The organism is Kitasatospora sp. NPDC041917, from assembly GCF_055589745.1.
In genome coordinates this window covers 86760-104138 of the sequence record NZ_JBVJBI010000006.1, presented here as the reverse complement: position 1 = coordinate 104138, position 17379 = coordinate 86760, and the positions used below count along the sequence as shown (strand labels likewise).

General features: G+C 74.1%; 12 protein-coding genes and 1 tRNA gene. 4 read left to right on the top strand and 9 right to left on the bottom strand.

What is annotated here, in order from left to right:
* The first annotated feature begins 81 nt into the window (after positions 1 to 81).
* On the top strand, positions 82 to 1161 hold the full coding sequence (locus tag ACZ6EM_RS09285; protein WP_452178217.1) for an NAD(P)/FAD-dependent oxidoreductase: 1080 nt from the start codon (positions 82 to 84) through the stop codon (positions 1159 to 1161).
* Positions 1162 to 1290: 129 nt separating this feature from the next.
* Here the strand turns inward: ACZ6EM_RS09285 and lepA are convergent, their stop codons facing one another.
* On the bottom strand, positions 1291 to 3159 hold the full coding sequence (gene lepA, locus ACZ6EM_RS09280) for a translation elongation factor 4 (protein ID WP_401053709.1): 1869 nt from the start codon (positions 3157 to 3159) through the stop codon (positions 1291 to 1293).
* Positions 3160 to 3602: 443 nt separating this feature from the next.
* Here lepA and rpsT point away from each other — a divergent pair, with 443 nt between their 5' ends.
* Both rpsT and ACZ6EM_RS09270 read left to right on the top strand, forming a co-directional pair.
* Positions 3603 to 3872: a 30S ribosomal protein S20 gene (gene rpsT, locus ACZ6EM_RS09275; RefSeq protein ID WP_030309778.1), complete on the top strand. Its 270-nt coding sequence runs from the start codon at positions 3603 to 3605 to the stop codon at positions 3870 to 3872.
* Positions 3873 to 4149: 277 nt separating this feature from the next.
* A complete protein-coding gene (locus tag ACZ6EM_RS09270) occupies positions 4150 to 4965 on the top strand; it encodes a hypothetical protein (protein ID WP_401054371.1) in 816 nt (271 codons plus the stop codon).
* Positions 4966 to 5041: 76 nt separating this feature from the next.
* On the opposite strand, the gene holA is transcribed toward ACZ6EM_RS09270, so the two are convergent.
* Positions 5042 to 6040, bottom strand: a complete 999-nt coding sequence (gene holA / locus ACZ6EM_RS09265) for a DNA polymerase III subunit delta (protein ID WP_401054372.1) — start codon at positions 6038 to 6040, stop codon at positions 5042 to 5044.
* 74 nt (positions 6041 to 6114) lie between these two features.
* Between holA and ACZ6EM_RS09260 the strand changes: the two genes are divergently transcribed.
* On the top strand, positions 6115 to 6408 hold the full coding sequence (locus ACZ6EM_RS09260; RefSeq protein ID WP_380542257.1) for a hypothetical protein: 294 nt from the start codon (positions 6115 to 6117) through the stop codon (positions 6406 to 6408).
* A gap of 158 nt (positions 6409 to 6566) precedes the next feature.
* Here the strand turns inward: ACZ6EM_RS09260 and ACZ6EM_RS09255 are convergent, their stop codons facing one another.
* The 7 genes from ACZ6EM_RS09255 to ACZ6EM_RS09225 all read right to left on the bottom strand — a co-directional run bounded on the left by ACZ6EM_RS09255 (position 6567) and on the right by ACZ6EM_RS09225 (position 17324).
* Positions 6567 to 9218, bottom strand: a complete 2652-nt coding sequence (locus tag ACZ6EM_RS09255) for a ComEC/Rec2 family competence protein (RefSeq protein ID WP_465772162.1) — start codon at positions 9216 to 9218, stop codon at positions 6567 to 6569.
* 57 nt (positions 9219 to 9275) lie between these two features.
* Positions 9276 to 9998, bottom strand: coding sequence for a helix-hairpin-helix domain-containing protein (locus ACZ6EM_RS09250; RefSeq protein WP_465772161.1), 723 nt, complete (start codon positions 9996 to 9998; stop codon positions 9276 to 9278).
* A gap of 471 nt (positions 9999 to 10469) precedes the next feature.
* Positions 10470 to 11315: a DegV family protein gene (locus tag ACZ6EM_RS09245; RefSeq protein WP_387695713.1), complete on the bottom strand. Its 846-nt coding sequence runs from the start codon at positions 11313 to 11315 to the stop codon at positions 10470 to 10472.
* Positions 11316 to 11398: 83 nt separating this feature from the next.
* Positions 11399 to 12190, bottom strand: coding sequence for a hypothetical protein (locus tag ACZ6EM_RS09240; protein ID WP_465772160.1), 792 nt, complete (start codon positions 12188 to 12190; stop codon positions 11399 to 11401).
* Positions 12191 to 12556: 366 nt separating this feature from the next.
* Positions 12557 to 15442 (bottom strand): leucine--tRNA ligase, encoded by a 2886-nt coding sequence (gene leuS / locus ACZ6EM_RS09235; RefSeq protein ID WP_401049435.1) that lies wholly within the window; start codon positions 15440 to 15442, stop codon positions 12557 to 12559.
* Positions 15443 to 15857: 415 nt separating this feature from the next.
* Complete coding sequence (locus tag ACZ6EM_RS09230; protein ID WP_401049433.1) at positions 15858 to 17153, bottom strand: hypothetical protein; 1296 nt, start codon at positions 17151 to 17153, stop codon at positions 15858 to 15860.
* Between the two features lie 98 nt (positions 17154 to 17251).
* Positions 17252 to 17324, bottom strand: a tRNA-Ala gene (locus ACZ6EM_RS09225).
* Positions 17325 to 17379: the final 55 nt, after the last annotated feature.

Sequence of the window (17379 nt, the reverse complement as noted above, 5' to 3'; positions counted from 1 at the left end):
CACCGTCACACCCCGGCCGGCTGCCTCGTCCCCTTCCCGAACAGCGCTCCACCGGAGCGCCCTCGCGAGGAGGCGGACGAGATGAGCAGCACCACCACCGGGCAACGGATCGTCGTACTGGGCGCCGGGTACGCCGGGCTCACCGCGGCCAAGGGCGCCGGCCGGCACCACGACGTCACCCTGGTCGCCCCCGAGGAGCGGATCCTGCACCGCATCCGCCAGCACGAGACCGCGGCCGGCCGCGGCCGCGACTGGCCCACCGTCGGCGAACTCACCCGCGGCGGCCGGATCACCCACCGCCGGGCCCGGGCCGTCGGACTCGACCCGGCCGCGCACGAGGTCCGGCTCGACGACGGCACCACCCTCGGGTACGACACCCTGGTCCACGCCCTCGGCAGCCGCACCGCCTGGCACGCCGTCCCCGGCGCCGAACAGCTCGCCTACCCGGCGGAGCGCGCCGCCGAGCTGCGCCGCCGGATCGACACGGCCGACCGGCCCGGCACCCTGGCCGTGGTCGGCGGCGGCGCCACCGGCATCGAGCTGGCCACCGAACTCGCCGAGGCCCACCCCTCCTGGCAGGTGCGGATCGTCGCGTCCGGCCTGGTCGGCGGCGTCTACTCGGCCAAGGGCCGGGCCCACGTCCGGCGCGTCCTCGCCCGGCTCGGCGCGAGCGTCCACGAGAACACCACCGTCACCGAGGTCACCCCGGACGGGCTGCGCACCACCGCCGGCCCGATCGAGGCCGACCTCGTCGTCTGGGCCGCCTCGCTGGAGCCGCACCCGCTGGCCGCCGAGGCCGGACTGGCCGTGGACGGGCGCGGCCGGGCCGTGGTGGACGACCACCTGCGGTCGGTCTCCCACCCGGACGTCCATGTGATCGGCGACGCCGCCGCGGTCACCGTCCCCGGCATCGGCACCCTGCGGATGGGCTGCGCCACCGCCCTGCCGCAGGGCCAGTACCTCGGCAGGCTGCTGGACGGGCGCACCGAGGGGCCGTTCTCGTTCCGGTACCAGGTGCAGTGCGTGAGCCTCGGCCGGCGGGACGGGCTGCTCCAGGTGGTCCGCCCGGACGACTCGATGCGGCCCACCGTGTTCACCGGCACCGCGGGGCGGCTGGCGAAGGCGGCGATCGTCGCCGTGGTCCTCAACAGCCTGAAGTAGGCCCGCCGTCCCCGCCGGCCGCTGCCGGAAGCGCCGGACGTGCCGGGGCCGGGGGCCGGGGGCTCCGGAAACGCCGGAAGGGCCCGGGCGGGTGCCCGGGCCCTTCCGGCGTGCGTCGCCGCCGTGCCGCTACTTCTTGTCCTTCGGCGTCTCGGCGTCGGTGGACAGCGCGGCGATGAAGGCCTCCTGCGGGACCTCCACGCTGCCGACCATCTTCATCCGCTTCTTGCCTTCCTTCTGCTTCTCCAGCAGCTTCCGCTTACGGGAGATGTCACCGCCGTAGCACTTGGCGAGGACGTCCTTGCGGATCGCGCGGACCGTCTCACGGGCGATCACCCGGGAGCCGATGGCCGCCTGGATCGGGACCTCGAACTGCTGGCGGGGGATGAGCTTCTGGAGCTTGCCCGCCATCATCACGCCGTAGCTGTAGGCCTTGTCCTTGTGGACGATCGCGGAGAACGCGTCCACCGGGTCGCCGTGCAGCAGGATGTCGACCTTCACCAGCTGGGCGGCCTGCTCGCCGATGGGCTCGTAGTCCAGCGAGGCGTAGCCGCGGGTCTTGGACTTCAGCTGGTCGAAGAAGTCGAAGACGATCTCCGCGAGCGGCAGGGTGTAGCGCAGCTCGACCCGGTCCTCGGAGAGGTAGTCCATGCCCTGGAGGTTGCCGCGGCGGGACTGGCAGAGCTCCATGATCGCGCCGACGAACTCGTTGGGCGCCAGGATGGTGCCGCGCACGACCGGCTCGAACACCTCGGAGATCTTGCCGGTCGGGAACTCGCTCGGGTTGGTGACCGTGTGCTCGGTACCGTCCTCCATCACCACCCGGTAGACCACGTTCGGGGCGGTGGAGATCAGGTCGAGGTTGAACTCGCGCTCCAGGCGCTCCCGGATGATCTCCAGGTGCAGCAGGCCGAGGAAGCCGCAGCGGTAGCCGAAGCCGAGCGCGACCGAGGTCTCCGGCTCGTACACCAGCGCGGCGTCGTTGAGACGCAGCTTGTCCAGGGCGTCGCGCAGCAGCGGGTAGTCCGAGCCGTCCAGCGGGTACAGGCCGGAGAACACCATCGGGCGCGGGTCCTTGTAGCCGCCGAGCGGCTCGGTGGCGCCCTTGTGCATCGAGGTGATCGTGTCACCGACCTTGGACTGCCGGACGTCCTTCACACCGGTGATGATGTAGCCCACCTCGCCGACGCCGAGGCCGTCCGCGACCTTCGGCTCGGGCGAGATGACGCCGATCTCCAGCAGCTCGTGGGTGGCGCCGGTGGACATCATCGCGATGCGCTCGCGCTTGGTGAGCTGGCCGTCCACGACACGGACGTAGGTGACCACGCCGCGGTAGGAGTCGTACACCGAGTCGAAGATCATCGCGCGGGCCGGGGCGTCCTTGACGCCGACCGGGGCCGGGACGGTGTTGACGATGTGGTCCAGCAGGTCCTCGACGCCCAGGCCGGTCTTGGCGCTGACCTGGAGCACGTCGGACGGGTCGCAGCCGATGATGTGGGCGATCTCGGCGGCGTACTTCTCCGGCTGGGCGGCCGGGAGGTCGATCTTGTTGAGGACCGGGACGATCGTGAGGTCGTTCTCCAGCGCCAGGTACAGGTTGGCGAGGGTCTGCGCCTCGATGCCCTGGGCCGCGTCGACCACCAGGACGGTGCCCTCGCACGCGGCGAGGGAACGGGACACCTCGTACGTGAAGTCCACGTGGCCGGGGGTGTCGATCATGTTGAGGATGTGCGTCGCCCCGGCGTTCGGGCCGGTCTTCGGCGCCCACGGGAGGCGGACCGCCTGCGACTTGATGGTGATGCCGCGCTCACGCTCGATGTCCATGCGGTCGAGGTACTGGGCACGCATCTGCCGGGGGTCGACGACGCCGGTGATCTGCAGCATCCGGTCTGCGAGCGTCGACTTGCCGTGGTCGATGTGGGCGATGATGCAGAAGTTGCGGATCAGCGCCGGGTCGGTACGGCTGGGCTCTGGCACATTGCTGGGGGTCGCGGGCACCTTGGTCCGATTCTCCGTTGGTCCGGGGCCGGGGGTGTCCGGATCATCGCTGACCGGTTTCCCGGGGACCGGACAGTCTCGTCCGATCGAAATAGTTCCTCCCATCTTCCCACGACTGCGGCCCGGGGCACCGTCCGGGAGTCTCCCGGGCACCCGGGGCGGTCCCCGGGGGCGTCGGGGAAGCTCCTCTCGGGCGTCGGGGGCGGTCCTCGCGAACGTCCGGGGGCGGTCCTCGCGAACGTCCGGGGGCGGTCCTCGCGAACGTCCGGGGGCGGTCCTCGCGGGCGCCCGGGTGCGGTCCTCGCGGGCGCCCGGTTTGGGGCGGGCAGCGGGCCCCTGGTAGCGTGGGCTGCTGCACCTGGCCTCGGCATGCCCTCTCAGCCTGACCGAAGGCCGCCGGTTGCAACCCCGTTCACAATCTTTAGACAGACTGAGGCTCCTTCGTGGCGAACATCAAGTCCCAGATCAAGCGCAACAAGACCAACGAGAAGGCGCGCCTGCGCAACAAGGCCGTCAAGTCCTCGCTGAAGACCGCTCTGCGCAAGGCCCGTGAGGCCGCTGCCGCCGGCGAGACCGAGAAGGCCACCGAGCTGGCCCGCGCCGCCTCCAAGGCGCTGGACAAGGCCGTGAGCAAGGGCGTCATCCACGCCAACCAGGCCGCCAACAAGAAGTCGGCCATCACCAAGCGCGTCAACACGGCCGTCCAGGCCTGACGCCCCCGGGGGCGGTGACCCCCATCGCTTCGGGACGACCCGGCCCTCTACCCGGACCCCCGAGGCGCGCGAGACTCGCACCGTACGCGGCCTGCGTTCGCCACGCGGGTGCGGTGCAACCAAGCAGTGCGACAGGCGTCGCAGTCGGCCTCCTCCCCGGAGACCACTGCGGCGCCTGTCGCGTTCCGCGGTCCGGCCGCTATGGTCGGTCGGGTCCGTTCGAGGTGCGGTTCGAGGTGCGGGGAGCACCCCGACGCCAGGTCCAGGGGGAACTTCCATGACGACGCCACCACCGCCACCGGCACCGAACGGACCGGGGTACGGCTTCCCGCAGCAACCGGGCGGGGGCGCGCAGCCGGTACCGGGCGCTCCGGGGCCCGCGGGCGCGGGCGGCTTCGGACCGCCGCCGGGGCTGCCCACCGCGCCCGGCCTGCCCGCCGCCCCGGGCCCCGGACGGAGCGGGAACCTGCGGCGCAACGCCGTCTGGGCGTTCGTCGGAGCGGTGATCGTCTCGGTCGGCTGGGCCGCCGCCGTGATGACCGTCCCCGGCCTCGTCACCAGCCAGTCCTCCCCGCGCGACCTGCGCGGCTACCGGCTCTCCGACGACTTCTGCACCACCGGCAAGCCCACGAAGATCCTCCAGACGTACTCCGTCTCGGACACCTCCAAGCCGACCCACCACACCGACCGGCACCCGGCGCTGGACAGCATGAACTGCTCGATGTCGCTCAAGCGCACCGGCGGCACCAGCGACAGCGAGTACGCCAATCTCTACATGCGCGTCGACCTGCACAAGGCGGTCAACCCGGCACCCGAGCTGGAGGCCAACAAGGAGCTCTACCGGGCGCGCGGCTACCAGGTCACCGACATCGCGGGGCTCGGCGAGGAGGCGTACTTCCTGTACAAGGACGACGGCTCGGACCAGTACCACAGCGTCTACGCCGAGCTGGACATCCGCGACGGCGGGATGACGTACTACGTCACCTACTCGGCCAGCTACACCGAGGGCAAGGGCAAGCCGCCGTCCAAGGACGAGCTGCGCGGCGCCCTCCAGTCCGACGGGCAGGACGCCCTCCGGGCCATGAAGAAGTAGGCCGGACCGCTCGCACCGCCGCCCCGCGCCGCCAGTGGGCGGGCCGTCAGTGGGCGGACCATCAGTGGGCGGGCCGTCAGTAGGTGGGCCGGGAGCCGGCCCGGGCGGCCCGGGCGACGGCGACCACCGCGCGTTCCAGGGCGTAGGCCGGGTCGTCCGATCCGCCCTTGACCGCGGCGTCGGCCTGGGCGATCGCGGTCAGCGCGGTGGCCACCCCGTCGCCCGTCCAGCCGCGCATCTGCTGGCGGACCCGGTCGACCTTCCACGGCGGCATGCCCAGCTCACGGGCCAGGTCGCCCGGGCGCATGTTCCGCCCGGCGCTCGCCAGCCGGCCGATGCTGCGCACCCCGGAGGCCAGCGCGTAGGTGATGCCGGTCGGCGGCTGGCCGACGGCCAGCGCCCAGCGCAGCCGCTCCAGCGCCTCCGCGGCCCGGCCGGTGACCGCCAGGTCCGCCACCTCGAAGCCGGTCGCCTCGGCCCGGCCGCTGTAGTAGCGGGCCACCACCGTCTCGTCGATCGCGCCCTCGACGTCCGAGGTCAGCTGGTGGCAGGCGGCGGCCAGCTCGCGCAGGTCGCTGCCGAGCGCGTCCAGCAGCGCCTGGCAGGCCTCCGGGGTCGCGGAGCGGCCCAGGGTGCGGAACTCGCCCTTGACGAAGGCCAGCCGCTCGCTCGCCTTGGCCAGCTTGGCGCAGGCCACCTCACGCCCGCCGGCCTTGCGCCCGGCGTCCAGCAGGCCCTTGCCCTTGGCGCCGCCGGCGTGCACCAGCACCATGATCACTTCCTCGGCCGGCGCCTCGATGTACGCCTTGACCTCCTTCACCGAGTCGGCGGAGAGGTCCTGTGCGGCCCGGACCACGATCACCTTGCGCTCGGCGAACAGCGACGGCGTGGTCAGCTCGGCCAGGCTGCCGGGCTGCAGGCCGCCGGGCGGCAGGTCCCGCACGTCGGTGTCCGGGTCCGCCGCCTTCGCCGCCGCCACCACCTGGGCGACCGCGCGGTCCAGCAGCAGCTCCTCCTGGCCGACCGCGAGGGTCAGCGGGGCGAGCAGGTCGTCGGGTGCACTCTTCCTGGCCATCGCCTACCAGCATCCCACGGGCCGCGGACACTCCCGCCCGACGGAGCGGGCGGCCCGACCTGGACAATGGCCCGGTGAGCGAGAACCAGACCACCGACCTCCCGGACGTCGACGACCCGTACGCCCGGCAGCTGCTCGTCCTGCCCGACCGCGACACCGCCCAGGAGGCGGCCGAGGAACTCGGCGCCACCCAGCCCGACCTCGGCGAGCTCGAAGTCGTCCGTGACGCGCTCGCGGGCGAGGACGACGCCGAGGACGCCCAGTGGCTGGTCGTCGCCGAGGCCCCGGAGAACGGCTGGACCCCCGCCCTGCTGCACGCCCTCGACACCCTCGCGACCGGCTACGAGGGCTGGCGCGAGGAGGCCTGAGGCCCGCGCCCTGAGCTTGTGGCATTTCTCCGGCGCGCTCCGGGCCGAGCCCGGAGCGCGCCGGAACGTTTCTGCTGGCGCTGCGCCGCTCCTCCTCCCACCACCCCCTTCTACTTTCCATGCCCCCACGTGATTGGTGGGAGGAGGAGAGCGGGGGGTCAGGTGGGCGGGGCTCGGGGGGTGCCTGGGGTCTGCTCGGGGTGGGCGTGGGGTGCGGGGCCGTGCCCGTCAGCGCCACCGGGCCCGGCGTGGGCGCCGGGACGGCGGGCCGCGTGGGCGGGCCGGGGACGGACGGCGACGCCGAGGGTGGTCGGGGAGTCGCCTGTCACCGCGATGTCCCCCTCCCGGTCGGTGCGCAGCACGGTGGCGCCGAGTGCGCGCAGGTGGTCGACCGTCCTCGGGGACGGGTGACCGTACGGGTTGCCCTCGCCGCAGGAGATGAGGGCCAGCCGGGGCCGCAGGGCACCCGCCAAGTCCCAGTCCTGGTGGGCCGATCCGTGATGCGCCACCTTCACGACATCGGCCTTCCCCATCCGGCCCAGCAGTGCCGACTGGGCCTGCGGTTCGAGATCGCCGAGCAGTGCCATCCGTAGTCCTCCTGTCAGTGCCACCATCAAGGCGACGCTTGCGTTGTTCGGGCCCGGCGCCTCGACCGCCGAGCCGGGGACGGGCCACACCACGTCCCAGGCCAACCCAGCGCCGGCCGACCGCCGTTCACCTCGACCGGCTCTCAGCAGCGGGAGGCCCGCGCCTGCCGCCCAGCCCGCCACCCGGGCGGCCTCGCCCGGTGGATCGTCCAAGGTGGTGCCCTCGACCGCGCCGACCCTGCGGCCCCGCAGCACCCCCGGCACGCCCTCGACGTGGTCGGCGTGGAAGTGCGTCAGCAGCAGTAAGGGAACCGTCGTGATGCCGAGGTCGCGCAGGCATCTGTCCGCGGCGTTCGGATCCGGCCCGGCGTCGATCACCACCGCGCTGTCCGGCGCCCCCGCCGCCAGGGCCAGCATGTCTCCCTGTCCGACGTCGCACATCACCAATCGCCACCCCGGTGGCGGCCAGCCGGTGGCGATCCGGGTGAGCTGCGGCGGGCGCAGCAGCACGGCCAGCAGGACCGCCGTCAGCGCCCCCGTCACCAGGGCTCGCGCCCAGCGCCGCCGCCCGAACGCCGGCGGCGGGCTGCCGGGCTGCGCCCGTCGGGGCAGCAGGAGCGGCGCCGCCCAGCAGCCGGCCAGGACGGCCATCGCGACCGTCGCCGTCCCGAACCACCCTCCCGGCCAGTCCAGTTGGCCGCCCGGAATCCCGGCACCACGGCGTGCCACGAGGGAGAGCCAGCCGGCCGGCACTCCGGCCGGTTCCGCGAGCAGACGGGCCAGGTCCGGAAGGAGCGGCTGCAGGGCGAGCACCCCGAAGCCGAGCAGCGTCGCCGGGGCCACCGCCGGCTCGGCCAGCAGGTTGCAGGGGATGCCGACCAGGCTGATGTGCCCGGACAGCACCACCGTCACCGGCGCGCACAGGGCCTGGGCGGCCGCCGTGGCCGCGAGCGCGCCTGCCAGGTGGTACGGCCAGCGGCGGGCCCGCAGGGCCTCGGCCCAGTGCGGTCCGAGGACGAGCAGCCCGGCGGTGGCGAGCACCGACAGCAGGAAGCCGAACGAGCGGGCCAGGAACGGGTCCAGCAGGACCAGCACCAGGACCGCTCCGGCGAGCGCGGGCACCGCCTTGCGGGGACGGCCGGCGGCCAGGGCCAGCATGCCGATCAGCCCCGTCCCGGCGGCCCGCAGCACGCTGGGCTCGGGCCGGCAGACGGTGACGAAGGCCAGGGTCAGCGCGGTGCCGAGCAGCGCACCGGTGCGCAGTGACAGCCCCAGCAGCGCGGCCAGCCCGTGCCGTTCCGGGGTGCCGGCCTGCCCGGGCGGGCCCAGCAGCGCACCGAGGACGATCGCCAGGTTGGCCCCGCTGACCGCCACCAGGTGGACCAGGTCGGTAGCCCGGAAGGCGTCGTCGAGGTCGTCGGGCAGTCGAGACGTGTCGCCGACCACCAGCCCCGGGAGCAGCCCGCGCGCGTCCGCCGGAAGTCCGTCGGTGGCCGTGCGCAGGCCTTCGCGCAGCCGGCCGGCGATCCGCTGGGGCAGGCTCGGCGGCGCCAGCTGCCGGGGCTGCCCGTGGACGACCAGCAGCGCGGCCGACTCGGTGTCATGCCCCTCCCCCGCCGGCCGCACCTCGGCCTCCGCCGCCAACCGCTGGGACGGGAGCACCCGCTGCCAGGGCTCGCTCCGCGCCCCTCGGACCATGACCGTCACCGGCGTCCGCGTGCGGGTGCTCCGCCCGTCCGGGAGCAGGGTGACGCGGTCGGCCACCGCCTCGACGGTGAGGAGCGCCTGCCCGGCGGCGGGGCCGCCCCGGGAGACGTGGGCCTTCGGGTCCCCCGTGATCGTCAGCTCCACCTCCACCACCGGGGACGGCGTTCCCGGCTCGGCGGCCACGGACGCGCGGGCGAGCTCCGGCAGCGGCCCCCGGTGGAGGTCGGAGGTGTGCAGCGGGGTGGCGATCGCGGCCGCCGCGCCGGTGAGCAGGACGGCGGCCAGCGTCGCCGAGGACCCGCGCCTGCGCAGGACCCCCGGCCGGGTGAGCAGCAGGACGGCCGCGAGCACGGCAAGGCCGGCCGCGGTGAGGGCGAGGGCCTCGTACCCCGGTTCCAGACCAAGGAGCGCCGCCGTGACCGTCCAGGCCGAGACGGCGGGCAGCAGCAGCCGGAAGTCGGCGCCCGCGGAGCGGGGCGCGGCGGCCGGACCGGCCGGCGTGGTGGCGGCGGACATGGCGGTACCTCCCTTCGGTGGCCGGGGAAGCGGGCGGGGACGACGGCAGTGGCGGCATCAGAGGGTGAGGAGCGGGCGGAGTTCCGCGTACGTGCGGGCGCCGATGCCGCTGACCTGCCGGAGTTGGTCGAGGGAGCGGAAGGAGCCGTGCGAGGTGCGGTAGGCGAGGATGCGCTGGGCGAGGGTGGGGCCGACGCCGGGAAGGGTGTCGAGCTGTTCGAGCGTGGCGCGGTTGAGGCTGACGGGTGGTCGGGGCGCGGCGGGGCCCGGAGGTCCGCTCCCGCTGCCGACGACGGCCGGGGCGGGGGCGGGCCCCGGTTCGCCGACCAGGATCTGCTCACCGTCCGTCAGGATGCGGGCCAGGTTGAGGCTCCTGGTGTCCGTCTCCGGCAGCGGCCCGCCTGCCGCACGCAGGGCGTCGGCCACCCGGGAGCCGCCGGGCAGGGTGTGCAGGCCGGGGAGGTGGACCCGCCCGCCGATGTCCACCACGACCTCCGCCCCGGCACCGGCGGCAGGCCCGGCCCTGGGGTCGACGGCGGAGGCGTCGGCGGGAGCGGGCGGCTCGACTCCCGCCGGTGCCGCGACGGCCGCCGGCGCGGGCACGGCGACCGTCTCCGGCCGGGCCAGCCAGAAGTACTGTACGGCGTAGCCGACCGCGAACAGCAGCAGGATGGCCAGCCCGGCCACCGCGCGCCGGTCGAGCGCCAACGCCGAGCCGAGCGGGGGGAACGAGGCGAACGAGGGGACTCGCGGACGTGCTCCGGCCTCCGGTGGATCCACAGCGTCACCCGGATTCACAGTGTCACCCGGATCCGGCGCGGCACCCGCGTCCGGCGTTGCCGGCACCGCCGCCGGCACCGCTGCCTGAGACGGCAACGACGGGCCGCCGGCAGCCGCCGCCCGGCCCCTTGTCGGCGATGCGGCCGACCCCGGGGAGCCCCCGCCGGCGCCGCCCTCCGGCTCGTCACCCGCCGGCTCGTCACCCGCCGGCAGCAGCGCGGCCATCCGCAGCCGTACCGTCTCGTCGATCGCATGGCGCTTCGCCGCGCCCAGGCCCATGGTCGTCATGCCGAGGACGGTAGGAGTCCTCCGGCGAGCGCACGGAAATCAACCAAACCCTGTGGACAACCCGGGGGTTGTGGATAAAAAGTGTCACTCACAGGAGTGAGCACGGCCGTCCGAAATTGACCAGCCGACCAAGCAACCGGGCACCCAGCCGGACCGCCCGACACCGGCAACCACCCGCACCACTCAGCGCGGCGCGACCACCACCGCCAGCAGCCCCGGCCCGACGTGCGCGCCGATCACCGCCCCCACCTCGCCCACGTACAGCTCCCGCAGCCCCGGCACCCGGGCCCGCAGCCGCTCCGCGAGCGGTTCGGCCCGGTCCTCGGCCGCCAGGTGGTGCACGGTGATGTCGACCTCCTGCTCCCCCGACCGCTCGACCGCGATCTCCTCCAGCCGCGCGATCGCCCGCGACGCCGTCCGCACCTTCTCCAGCGGCTCGATCCGCCCGCCGTCCAGGTGCAGCAGCGGCTTGACCGCCAGGGCCGAGCCGAGCAGCGCCCGCGCCGCCCCGATCCGGCCGCCGCGCCGCAGGTGCTCCAGGGTGTCGACGTAGAAGAACCCGCTGGTCCGGGCCGCCCGCCGCTCGGCCGCCTCGGCCGCCTCGGCCAGGCCCTGCCCGGCCGCGATGGCCTCGGCCGCCGACAGCACCCCGTACCCGAGCGCCATCCCGACCAGCCGGCTGTCCACCACCCGCACCGGTACGGGAGCCTCGGCGGCGGCCAGCCGGGCGGCCTCGACGGTGCCGGACAGTTCCCCGGAGATGTGCACCGAGACGATCCCCTTCGCCCCGGCCTCGGCGGCCGCCCGGTAGGTGGCGGCGAAGGTCTCCGGGTTCGGCCGGGAGGTGGTCACCCGCTGCTTGCCGCGCAGCGCCTCGGCGACGTCCTTCGGGGAGATCTCGACGCCCTCGCTCAGGACCGAGTCACCGACCGCGACGCTCAGCGGGACCACCGTGATCCCGTGCCGGTCGAGGGTCTCCTGCGGCAGATAGGCCGTGGAATCGGTGACAAGCGCGAGGTCGGAGGGCATGAGCCGGAGGTTACTCCCCGCCGGTCCGGGAGGACAGCGCCCGGTCCGGGCACCGGCCGAAGGCCTCGCGCCGCCCCGTCGGCTCAGCCTGCCGAGGGCCCCGTCGAAGGCCCGGCCGAGGGCTTGCGCAGCCGCTGCGCCAGCTTGGCCAGCGGATCGGCGAGCCCGAGCAGCTCCTCGGCACTCGCACGCCCCTTCCCGTCGGTCAGCCGGGCCCGAGCCGCACTCCCGGCCGCACCGCCGGAACCGCCGGAACCCGAAGCACCCCGAGCACCCGAAGCACCCGAAGCACCCGAAGCCTGGCCGGAGGACGCACCCCCCGCGGTGTCCCAGTGCCGCAGCGCCCCCGCCTCGCTCTCGCACTCCTGGCTCAGCCGGCTCAGCTCGTCGTCCGCGAACCGCTGCATCCGGTCCTGCGCCGCCCAGCGCATGGTCTCCGCCGAGTGCGTGATCCGCTCGGCCCGCTCGCGCAGCTCGGGCAGCTTGGCGGCGATCCGCGCGGTCTCCGGCTCACGCTCCAGCATCCGCAGCTCGCCGTCGAGCTCGGCGGCGTGCTCGTCGAGCCGCTTCAACAGGGCGAGCGACTCGCCGAGCTGGCCGTCCTGCGCGAGGCCGCTCTCCAGCACCTGCCGGGTGCCGTCGAGCGAGGTCCGCAGGCGGAGCCGGACGGAGGCGATCTGTGCGGACGGGCCGACCTTGGTGTACGTCTTCGCCTTGAGGGTGGCGGTCTCCACGGCCCGGCGGGCGTTGGCCTCGTGCTTCTCGATCTTCGCGCCGACGGCCTTGGCGGCCTTGACCGTGCCGACCACGGCCAGCACCGTCACCGCGACCCCGAAGAGCAGGACCAGGCCGATCATCACGCCGAACACGTCCATCGCGCGCCACCTTCCGCCGTCGTTCCGGCCCCCACCGGGCCCAACGCGGGCCGCAATTGCCGAGGGTTCCACGGTAGCCGCCGGAAGCCGTCCGGGGGCAGCCCGAGCGGCCCCCGCGGACGGAGATCAGGGTCAGATCCGGGATCTCCCCGAGGGTCCCCGACCGCCGTGGAAAGCCCCCGCGAGCACCCTCCGGCCCCTCCGCGCAACGCCGGGCGGGAAACCCGTCCGGCCCCCGCCTCCCGCAAAAACGCCGGGCGGGCGCCCGAAGGACGCCCGCCCGACCGCTCCGCGCTCGCTGCCTCGGCAGCCACTCGCAGCCGTACTCGATCAAGCACAGCCGCGCTCGATCGAGCTCAGCCGCACTCAGCCGGTGACGATGTTCACCAGCTTCGGCGCCCGCGCGATCACCTTCCGCACCTCGGCCCCGCCGATCGCCGCGACGACCGCCGGCTCGGCCAGCGCCAGCGCCTCCAGCTCGGCGTCCGAGATGCCCGGCGCGACCTCCAGCCGCGCCTTGACCTTGCCCTTGATCTGGACCACGCAGGTCACCGTCTCGTCCACCACGTACGCCGGGTCGGCGACCGGGTAGTCGGTGTGCGCCAGCGAGTCGCCGTGGCCCAGTCGGCGCCACAGCTCCTCGGCGATGTGCGGGGCCAGCGGGGCGACCATCAGCACCAGCTGCTCGGCCACCGCCCGCGGCGTGGAGCCGCGCTTGACCAGGTAGTTGTTCAGCTCGATGGCCTTGGCGACGGCCGTGTTGAAGCGCAGCCCGGCCATGTCGCCGCGGATGCCGTCGATCGCCTTGTGCAGGGCGCGCAGCGTCGCCTCGTCGGGCGCGTCGTCGGTGACGACCAGCTCGCCGGTGGTCTCCGAGACGACGTTGCGCCACAGGCGCTGCAGGAAGCGGTACGAGCCGACGACGGCGCGGGTGTCCCACGGGCGGGAGACGTCCAGCGGGCCCATCGACATCTCGTACAGGCGCAGCGTGTCGGCCCCGTACTCGTCGGCGATGTCGTCCGGCGCGACGGCGTTCTTCAGGGACTTGCCCATCTTCCCGGCTTCGCGCTTGACCGGCTCGCCCTGCCAGAAGTACTGGCCGTCGCGCTCCTCGACCTCGGCGGCGGGCACCGGGAAGCCGCGCTCGTCGCGGTAGACGTCGGCGGTGATCATGCCCTGGTTGAACAGCTTGTGGAACGGCTCGACGGACGAGACGTGGCCCAGGTCGTGCAGCACCTTGTGCCAGAAGCGCGCGTACAGCAGGTGCAGCACGGCGTGCTCGGCGCCGCCGACGTACAGGTCGGCGCCACCGGCCGGCTTGGTCTCCGTCGGGCCCAGCCAGTACTTCTCGTTGGCCGGGTCGACGACCGCCGAGGAGTTCGACGGGTCGACGTAGCGCAGCTCGTACCAGCAGGAACCGGCCCAGTTGGGCATGGTGTTGGTCTCGCGGCGGTACTTCCGGACGCCGTCGCCCAGGTCCAGTTCGACGTTGACCCAGGCCTCGTTGCGCGACAGCGGGGTCTCCGGCGAGGAGGCGGCGTCGTACGCGTCGTAGGTGCGCGGCGAGTAGTCGTCGACCTCGGGGACCTCGACCGGCAGCATCGACTCGGGCAGCGCGTGCATGACGCCGTCCTCGTCGTAGACGATCGGGAAGGGCTCGCCCCAGTACCGCTGGCGGCTGAACAGCCAGTCGCGCAGGCGGTAGTTGACGGTGCCCTCGCCGATGCCGCGCTCGGCCAGCCAGGCGGTGACGGCGGCCTTGGCGTCGACGACGCTCAGCCCGTTCAGCGACAGGTCGCCTTCGGAGCGGGCGGAGTTGACGATGACGGAGTCGTAGGTGTCGAACGCGTCGTCCCACTCGGCGGGGTCGGAGCCGCGCCCGTCGGTCGGCTCGACGACGCAGCGCATCGGCAGCGCGAAGGCGCGGGCGAAGGCGAAGTCGCGGTGGTCGTGGGCGGGGACGGCCATGATGGCGCCGGTGCCGTAGCCCATCAGCACGTAGTCGGCGATGAACACCGGCACGGACTCGCCGCTGACCGGGTTGACGGCGTAGGCGCCGGTGAAGACGCCGGTCTTGACCTTGGCCTCGACCTGGCGCTCGACGTCCGACTTGGCGGCGGCCGTGGCGCGGTAGGCGGCGACGGCCTCGGCGGGGGTGGCGGCGCCGCCGGTCCACTCGGCGGGCACGCCCTCGGGCCAGGCGGCGGGGACGATCGAGTCAACCAGGCCGTGCTCGGGGGCCAGCACCATGTAGGTGGCGCCGAACAGGGTGTCGGGCCGGGTGGTGAAGACGGTGATCTTCCCGCCGTCGACGGCGAAGTCGACCCGGGCGCCCTCGGAGCGCCCGATCCAGTTGCGCTGCTGCAGCTTGATGGCCTCGGGCCAGTCCAGCAGGTCCAGGTCCTCGATCAGCCGGTCCGAGTACGCGGTGATGCGCATCATCCACTGGCGCAGGTTGGACTTGAACACCGGGAAGTTGCCGCGCTCGGAGCGGCCGTCCGCGGTGACCTCCTCGTTGGCCAGCACGGTGCCCAGGCCCGGGCACCAGTTGACCGGCACCTCCTTGGCGTAGGCCAGGCGGTACTCGCCCAGCACCTCGTCGCGCTCGGCGACGGACAGCTCGGCCCAGGCGCGCCCGCCCGGCAGCTCGCGCGCGCCGGACTCGAACCGGGCGACCAGTTCGGCGATCGGACGGGCCTTGCGGGCGTCCGCGTCGTACCAGGAGTTGAAGATCTGCAGGAAGATCCACTGGGTCCAGCGGTAGTACTCCGGGTCGATCGTGGAGATCGAGCGGCGCGGGTCGTGGCCCAGGCCCAGCCGGCGCAGCTGCTGGCGCATGTTGGCGATGTTGGCCTCGGTGGAGACCCGCGGGTGGGTGCCGGTCTGCACGGCGTACTGCTCGGCGGGCAGGCCGAAGGCGTCGTAGCCCAGCGTGTGCAGCACGTTGTGGCCGGTCATCCGCTGGTAGCGGGCGAAGACGTCGGTGGCGATGTAGCCCAGCGGGTGGCCGACGTGCAGGCCCGCGCCCGAGGGGTACGGGAACATGTCCATGATGAAGCTGTGCGGCTTCGCGGTGACGTCGCCGGCCGCCGGGTCGGCCAGCGCACCGGTGGGGTTGGGGGCGTGGAAGGTGCCCTCCTTCTCCCAGATGTCCTGCCAGCGGGACTCGATCTCGGCCGCCAGCGCGGCGCTGTACCGGAACGGCTCGGTCACGGTCTCGGCCGCGCCGGACGCAGGGGTCGTCTCGCTCATGGTCCTTCAAGCTCCATCGATGTCGGTTGGCGAACCGCACAGGCGGCCGGCCCGTGTACCCGGCCCGGGACGGGGTCGGGGGCGGAAAACAAAAAATCCCCTCGCAGGAGGGGACGCCACGCCGACTCCGGCACCGCCCGAGGGCTCAGCCGGTCCTGGTCAGCGCGGCCGGCTAAGGAGCAGGCGCACGGTTCGCATGGGCTCAGGGTACCGCAAGCGGGTCGGCGGGCTGCGGGGTGCACATGCCTGCGTGCGGGGCCGCACGCAGGCATGCGGGGCCGCACGGGACGGGACGGCGCGCGGGGCCGTACGGGACCGGCGTGCGGGGCCGTACGGGACGGGGCCGGAGAGCGGATCCAGTCCCGGACCGCGCCGGGCCGCGCCGGACCGAACTGCGCCGGAGATCCGGAGGGCCCTACCGCGCCGCCGCCCGCCCCGCCGCGTCGAACTCCCGCAGCGCCTTCGCCAGCCGCTCGGACTGCATCCCGGCCGCGAGCGAGCGCGCCAGCGCGGCGGTGCGGGCCGCCTCCCGCTGGTCGCCGAGCCTGCGGTGGGCCTCGGCGAGGCGCACCATGAGCAGCGCCTTGGAGCGGGCCCGTCCCGGCCCGAGCCCGGCCACGGCCTCGGCGAGCAGCACCTTCGCCATCCGGTACCCGCCGAGCGCCAACCGTCCCTCCCCCACCATCCCGGCGACGCCGGCCCGGGTCTCCTCGGCGCCGGGCAGGCCGTCCAGTTCGGCGAAGGCCCTGGCGGCGGCGGCCTCGGCCAGCTCGGCCTCGCCCCGGCGGCCGTACGCGCGGGCGAGCCGGCCGTACTGGCGGGCCCGGGCGGTGGCGCCGAGCGCGGCTCCGTGGGTGTCCAGGGCGGTCGCGAGCGCGGAGACGGCGTCCAGTCCGCGCCCGCCGGGGCCCTGGGTGGCGAGGACGGCCAGTGCGCCGAGCACCGCGACCCCGAGCCGGGGGTCGCCGCCGACGTGGGCGGCGCGCAGCGCGGCGACGAAGGCGCGCTGCGCGGCCGCGTCGTGGCCGAGGTCGTACGCGGCCCAGCCGGCCAGCCGGGCGAGCCTGCTGGCCGTGCCGTACAGCTCGCGGCCGAGCCGTTCGTCGTACGCGCCGAGTTCCAGCAGCTTGGCCAGCATGGCGAGTTCGGCCCGGACGGGGCCGAGGACGAGGCCGCCGCCGCAGGCCCGTTCGAGCTTCTGCTTGCTTCGGTAGGACAGGCCGAGCTCGCCGACCAGCCCGGGTTCGACGCGCAGCGCGCCCTCGCCGCCGCCGACGGGCGGTGGCGGGGAGTCGAGGCGGGCGGCGGCCTGGTCGAGGTCGGCGCTGCGGAACAGGTCGGTGAGGCGGACCGGTCCGGCGTCGGTGGCGGCCTCGCGCAGCGCGGTCTGGGCGGTGTCGGCGGTCCACGGGTCGGTGAGCAGCCGGGGCGAGAGGATCTTGGCGCCGCGGTGGCCGCCCATCCGGCCCCAGAGCTGCTCGTAGGTGACGGCGATGCCGAGGGTCCGGCTGAGCACCTCGCAGACCGCCTGGTCGTGCGGGCTGCGCGGCACCATGCCGCGGTCGCGCCACTTGTACGGGGCGGTGGAGCTGATGGCGAGGCCCGGTGGCAGGGCGAGGCTCACCTCGCGGGCGAGCCGTTCCGGACTCCATCCGAGCTGGTGGAGTATCCGGGCCAGTTCCTCGTTCCGCCTTCGCTCCAGATCGGCCATGGCACGACGGTAGCGGGATTCCGGCCGCCGCGACCGGTGGCGCGGGCAGAACGGCGAAGAGCCGCCTCCCGTTTCCGGGAGGCGGCTCTCGACTGCTGTGGAGCTATGGGGAATTGAACCCCAGACCTCTTGCATGCCATGCAAGCGCTCTACCAACTGAGCTATAGCCCCTTGACCTGCGATGTCACCGTGGTTCCCGGTTGTTTCCGGCCGTTTCCCTCGGCGA

Coding starts and splice junctions, on each gene's coding strand:
- ACZ6EM_RS09255 (WP_465772162.1), bottom strand. CDS start 9,218: ATGTCCGCCGCCACCACGCCGGCCGGTCCGGCCGCCGCGCCCCGCTCC.
- ACZ6EM_RS09270 (WP_401054371.1), top strand. CDS start 4,150: ATGACGACGCCACCACCGCCACCGGCACCGAACGGACCGGGGTACGGC.
- ACZ6EM_RS09230 (WP_401049433.1), bottom strand. CDS start 17,153: ATGGCCGATCTGGAGCGAAGGCGGAACGAGGAACTGGCCCGGATACTC.
- leuS (WP_401049435.1), bottom strand. CDS start 15,442: ATGAGCGAGACGACCCCTGCGTCCGGCGCGGCCGAGACCGTGACCGAG.
- ACZ6EM_RS09285 (WP_452178217.1), top strand. CDS start 82: ATGAGCAGCACCACCACCGGGCAACGGATCGTCGTACTGGGCGCCGGG.
- ACZ6EM_RS09245 (WP_387695713.1), bottom strand. CDS start 11,315: ATGCCCTCCGACCTCGCGCTTGTCACCGATTCCACGGCCTATCTGCCG.
- holA (WP_401054372.1), bottom strand. CDS start 6,040: ATGGCCAGGAAGAGTGCACCCGACGACCTGCTCGCCCCGCTGACCCTC.
- ACZ6EM_RS09240 (WP_465772160.1), bottom strand. CDS start 12,190: ATGGACGTGTTCGGCGTGATGATCGGCCTGGTCCTGCTCTTCGGGGTC.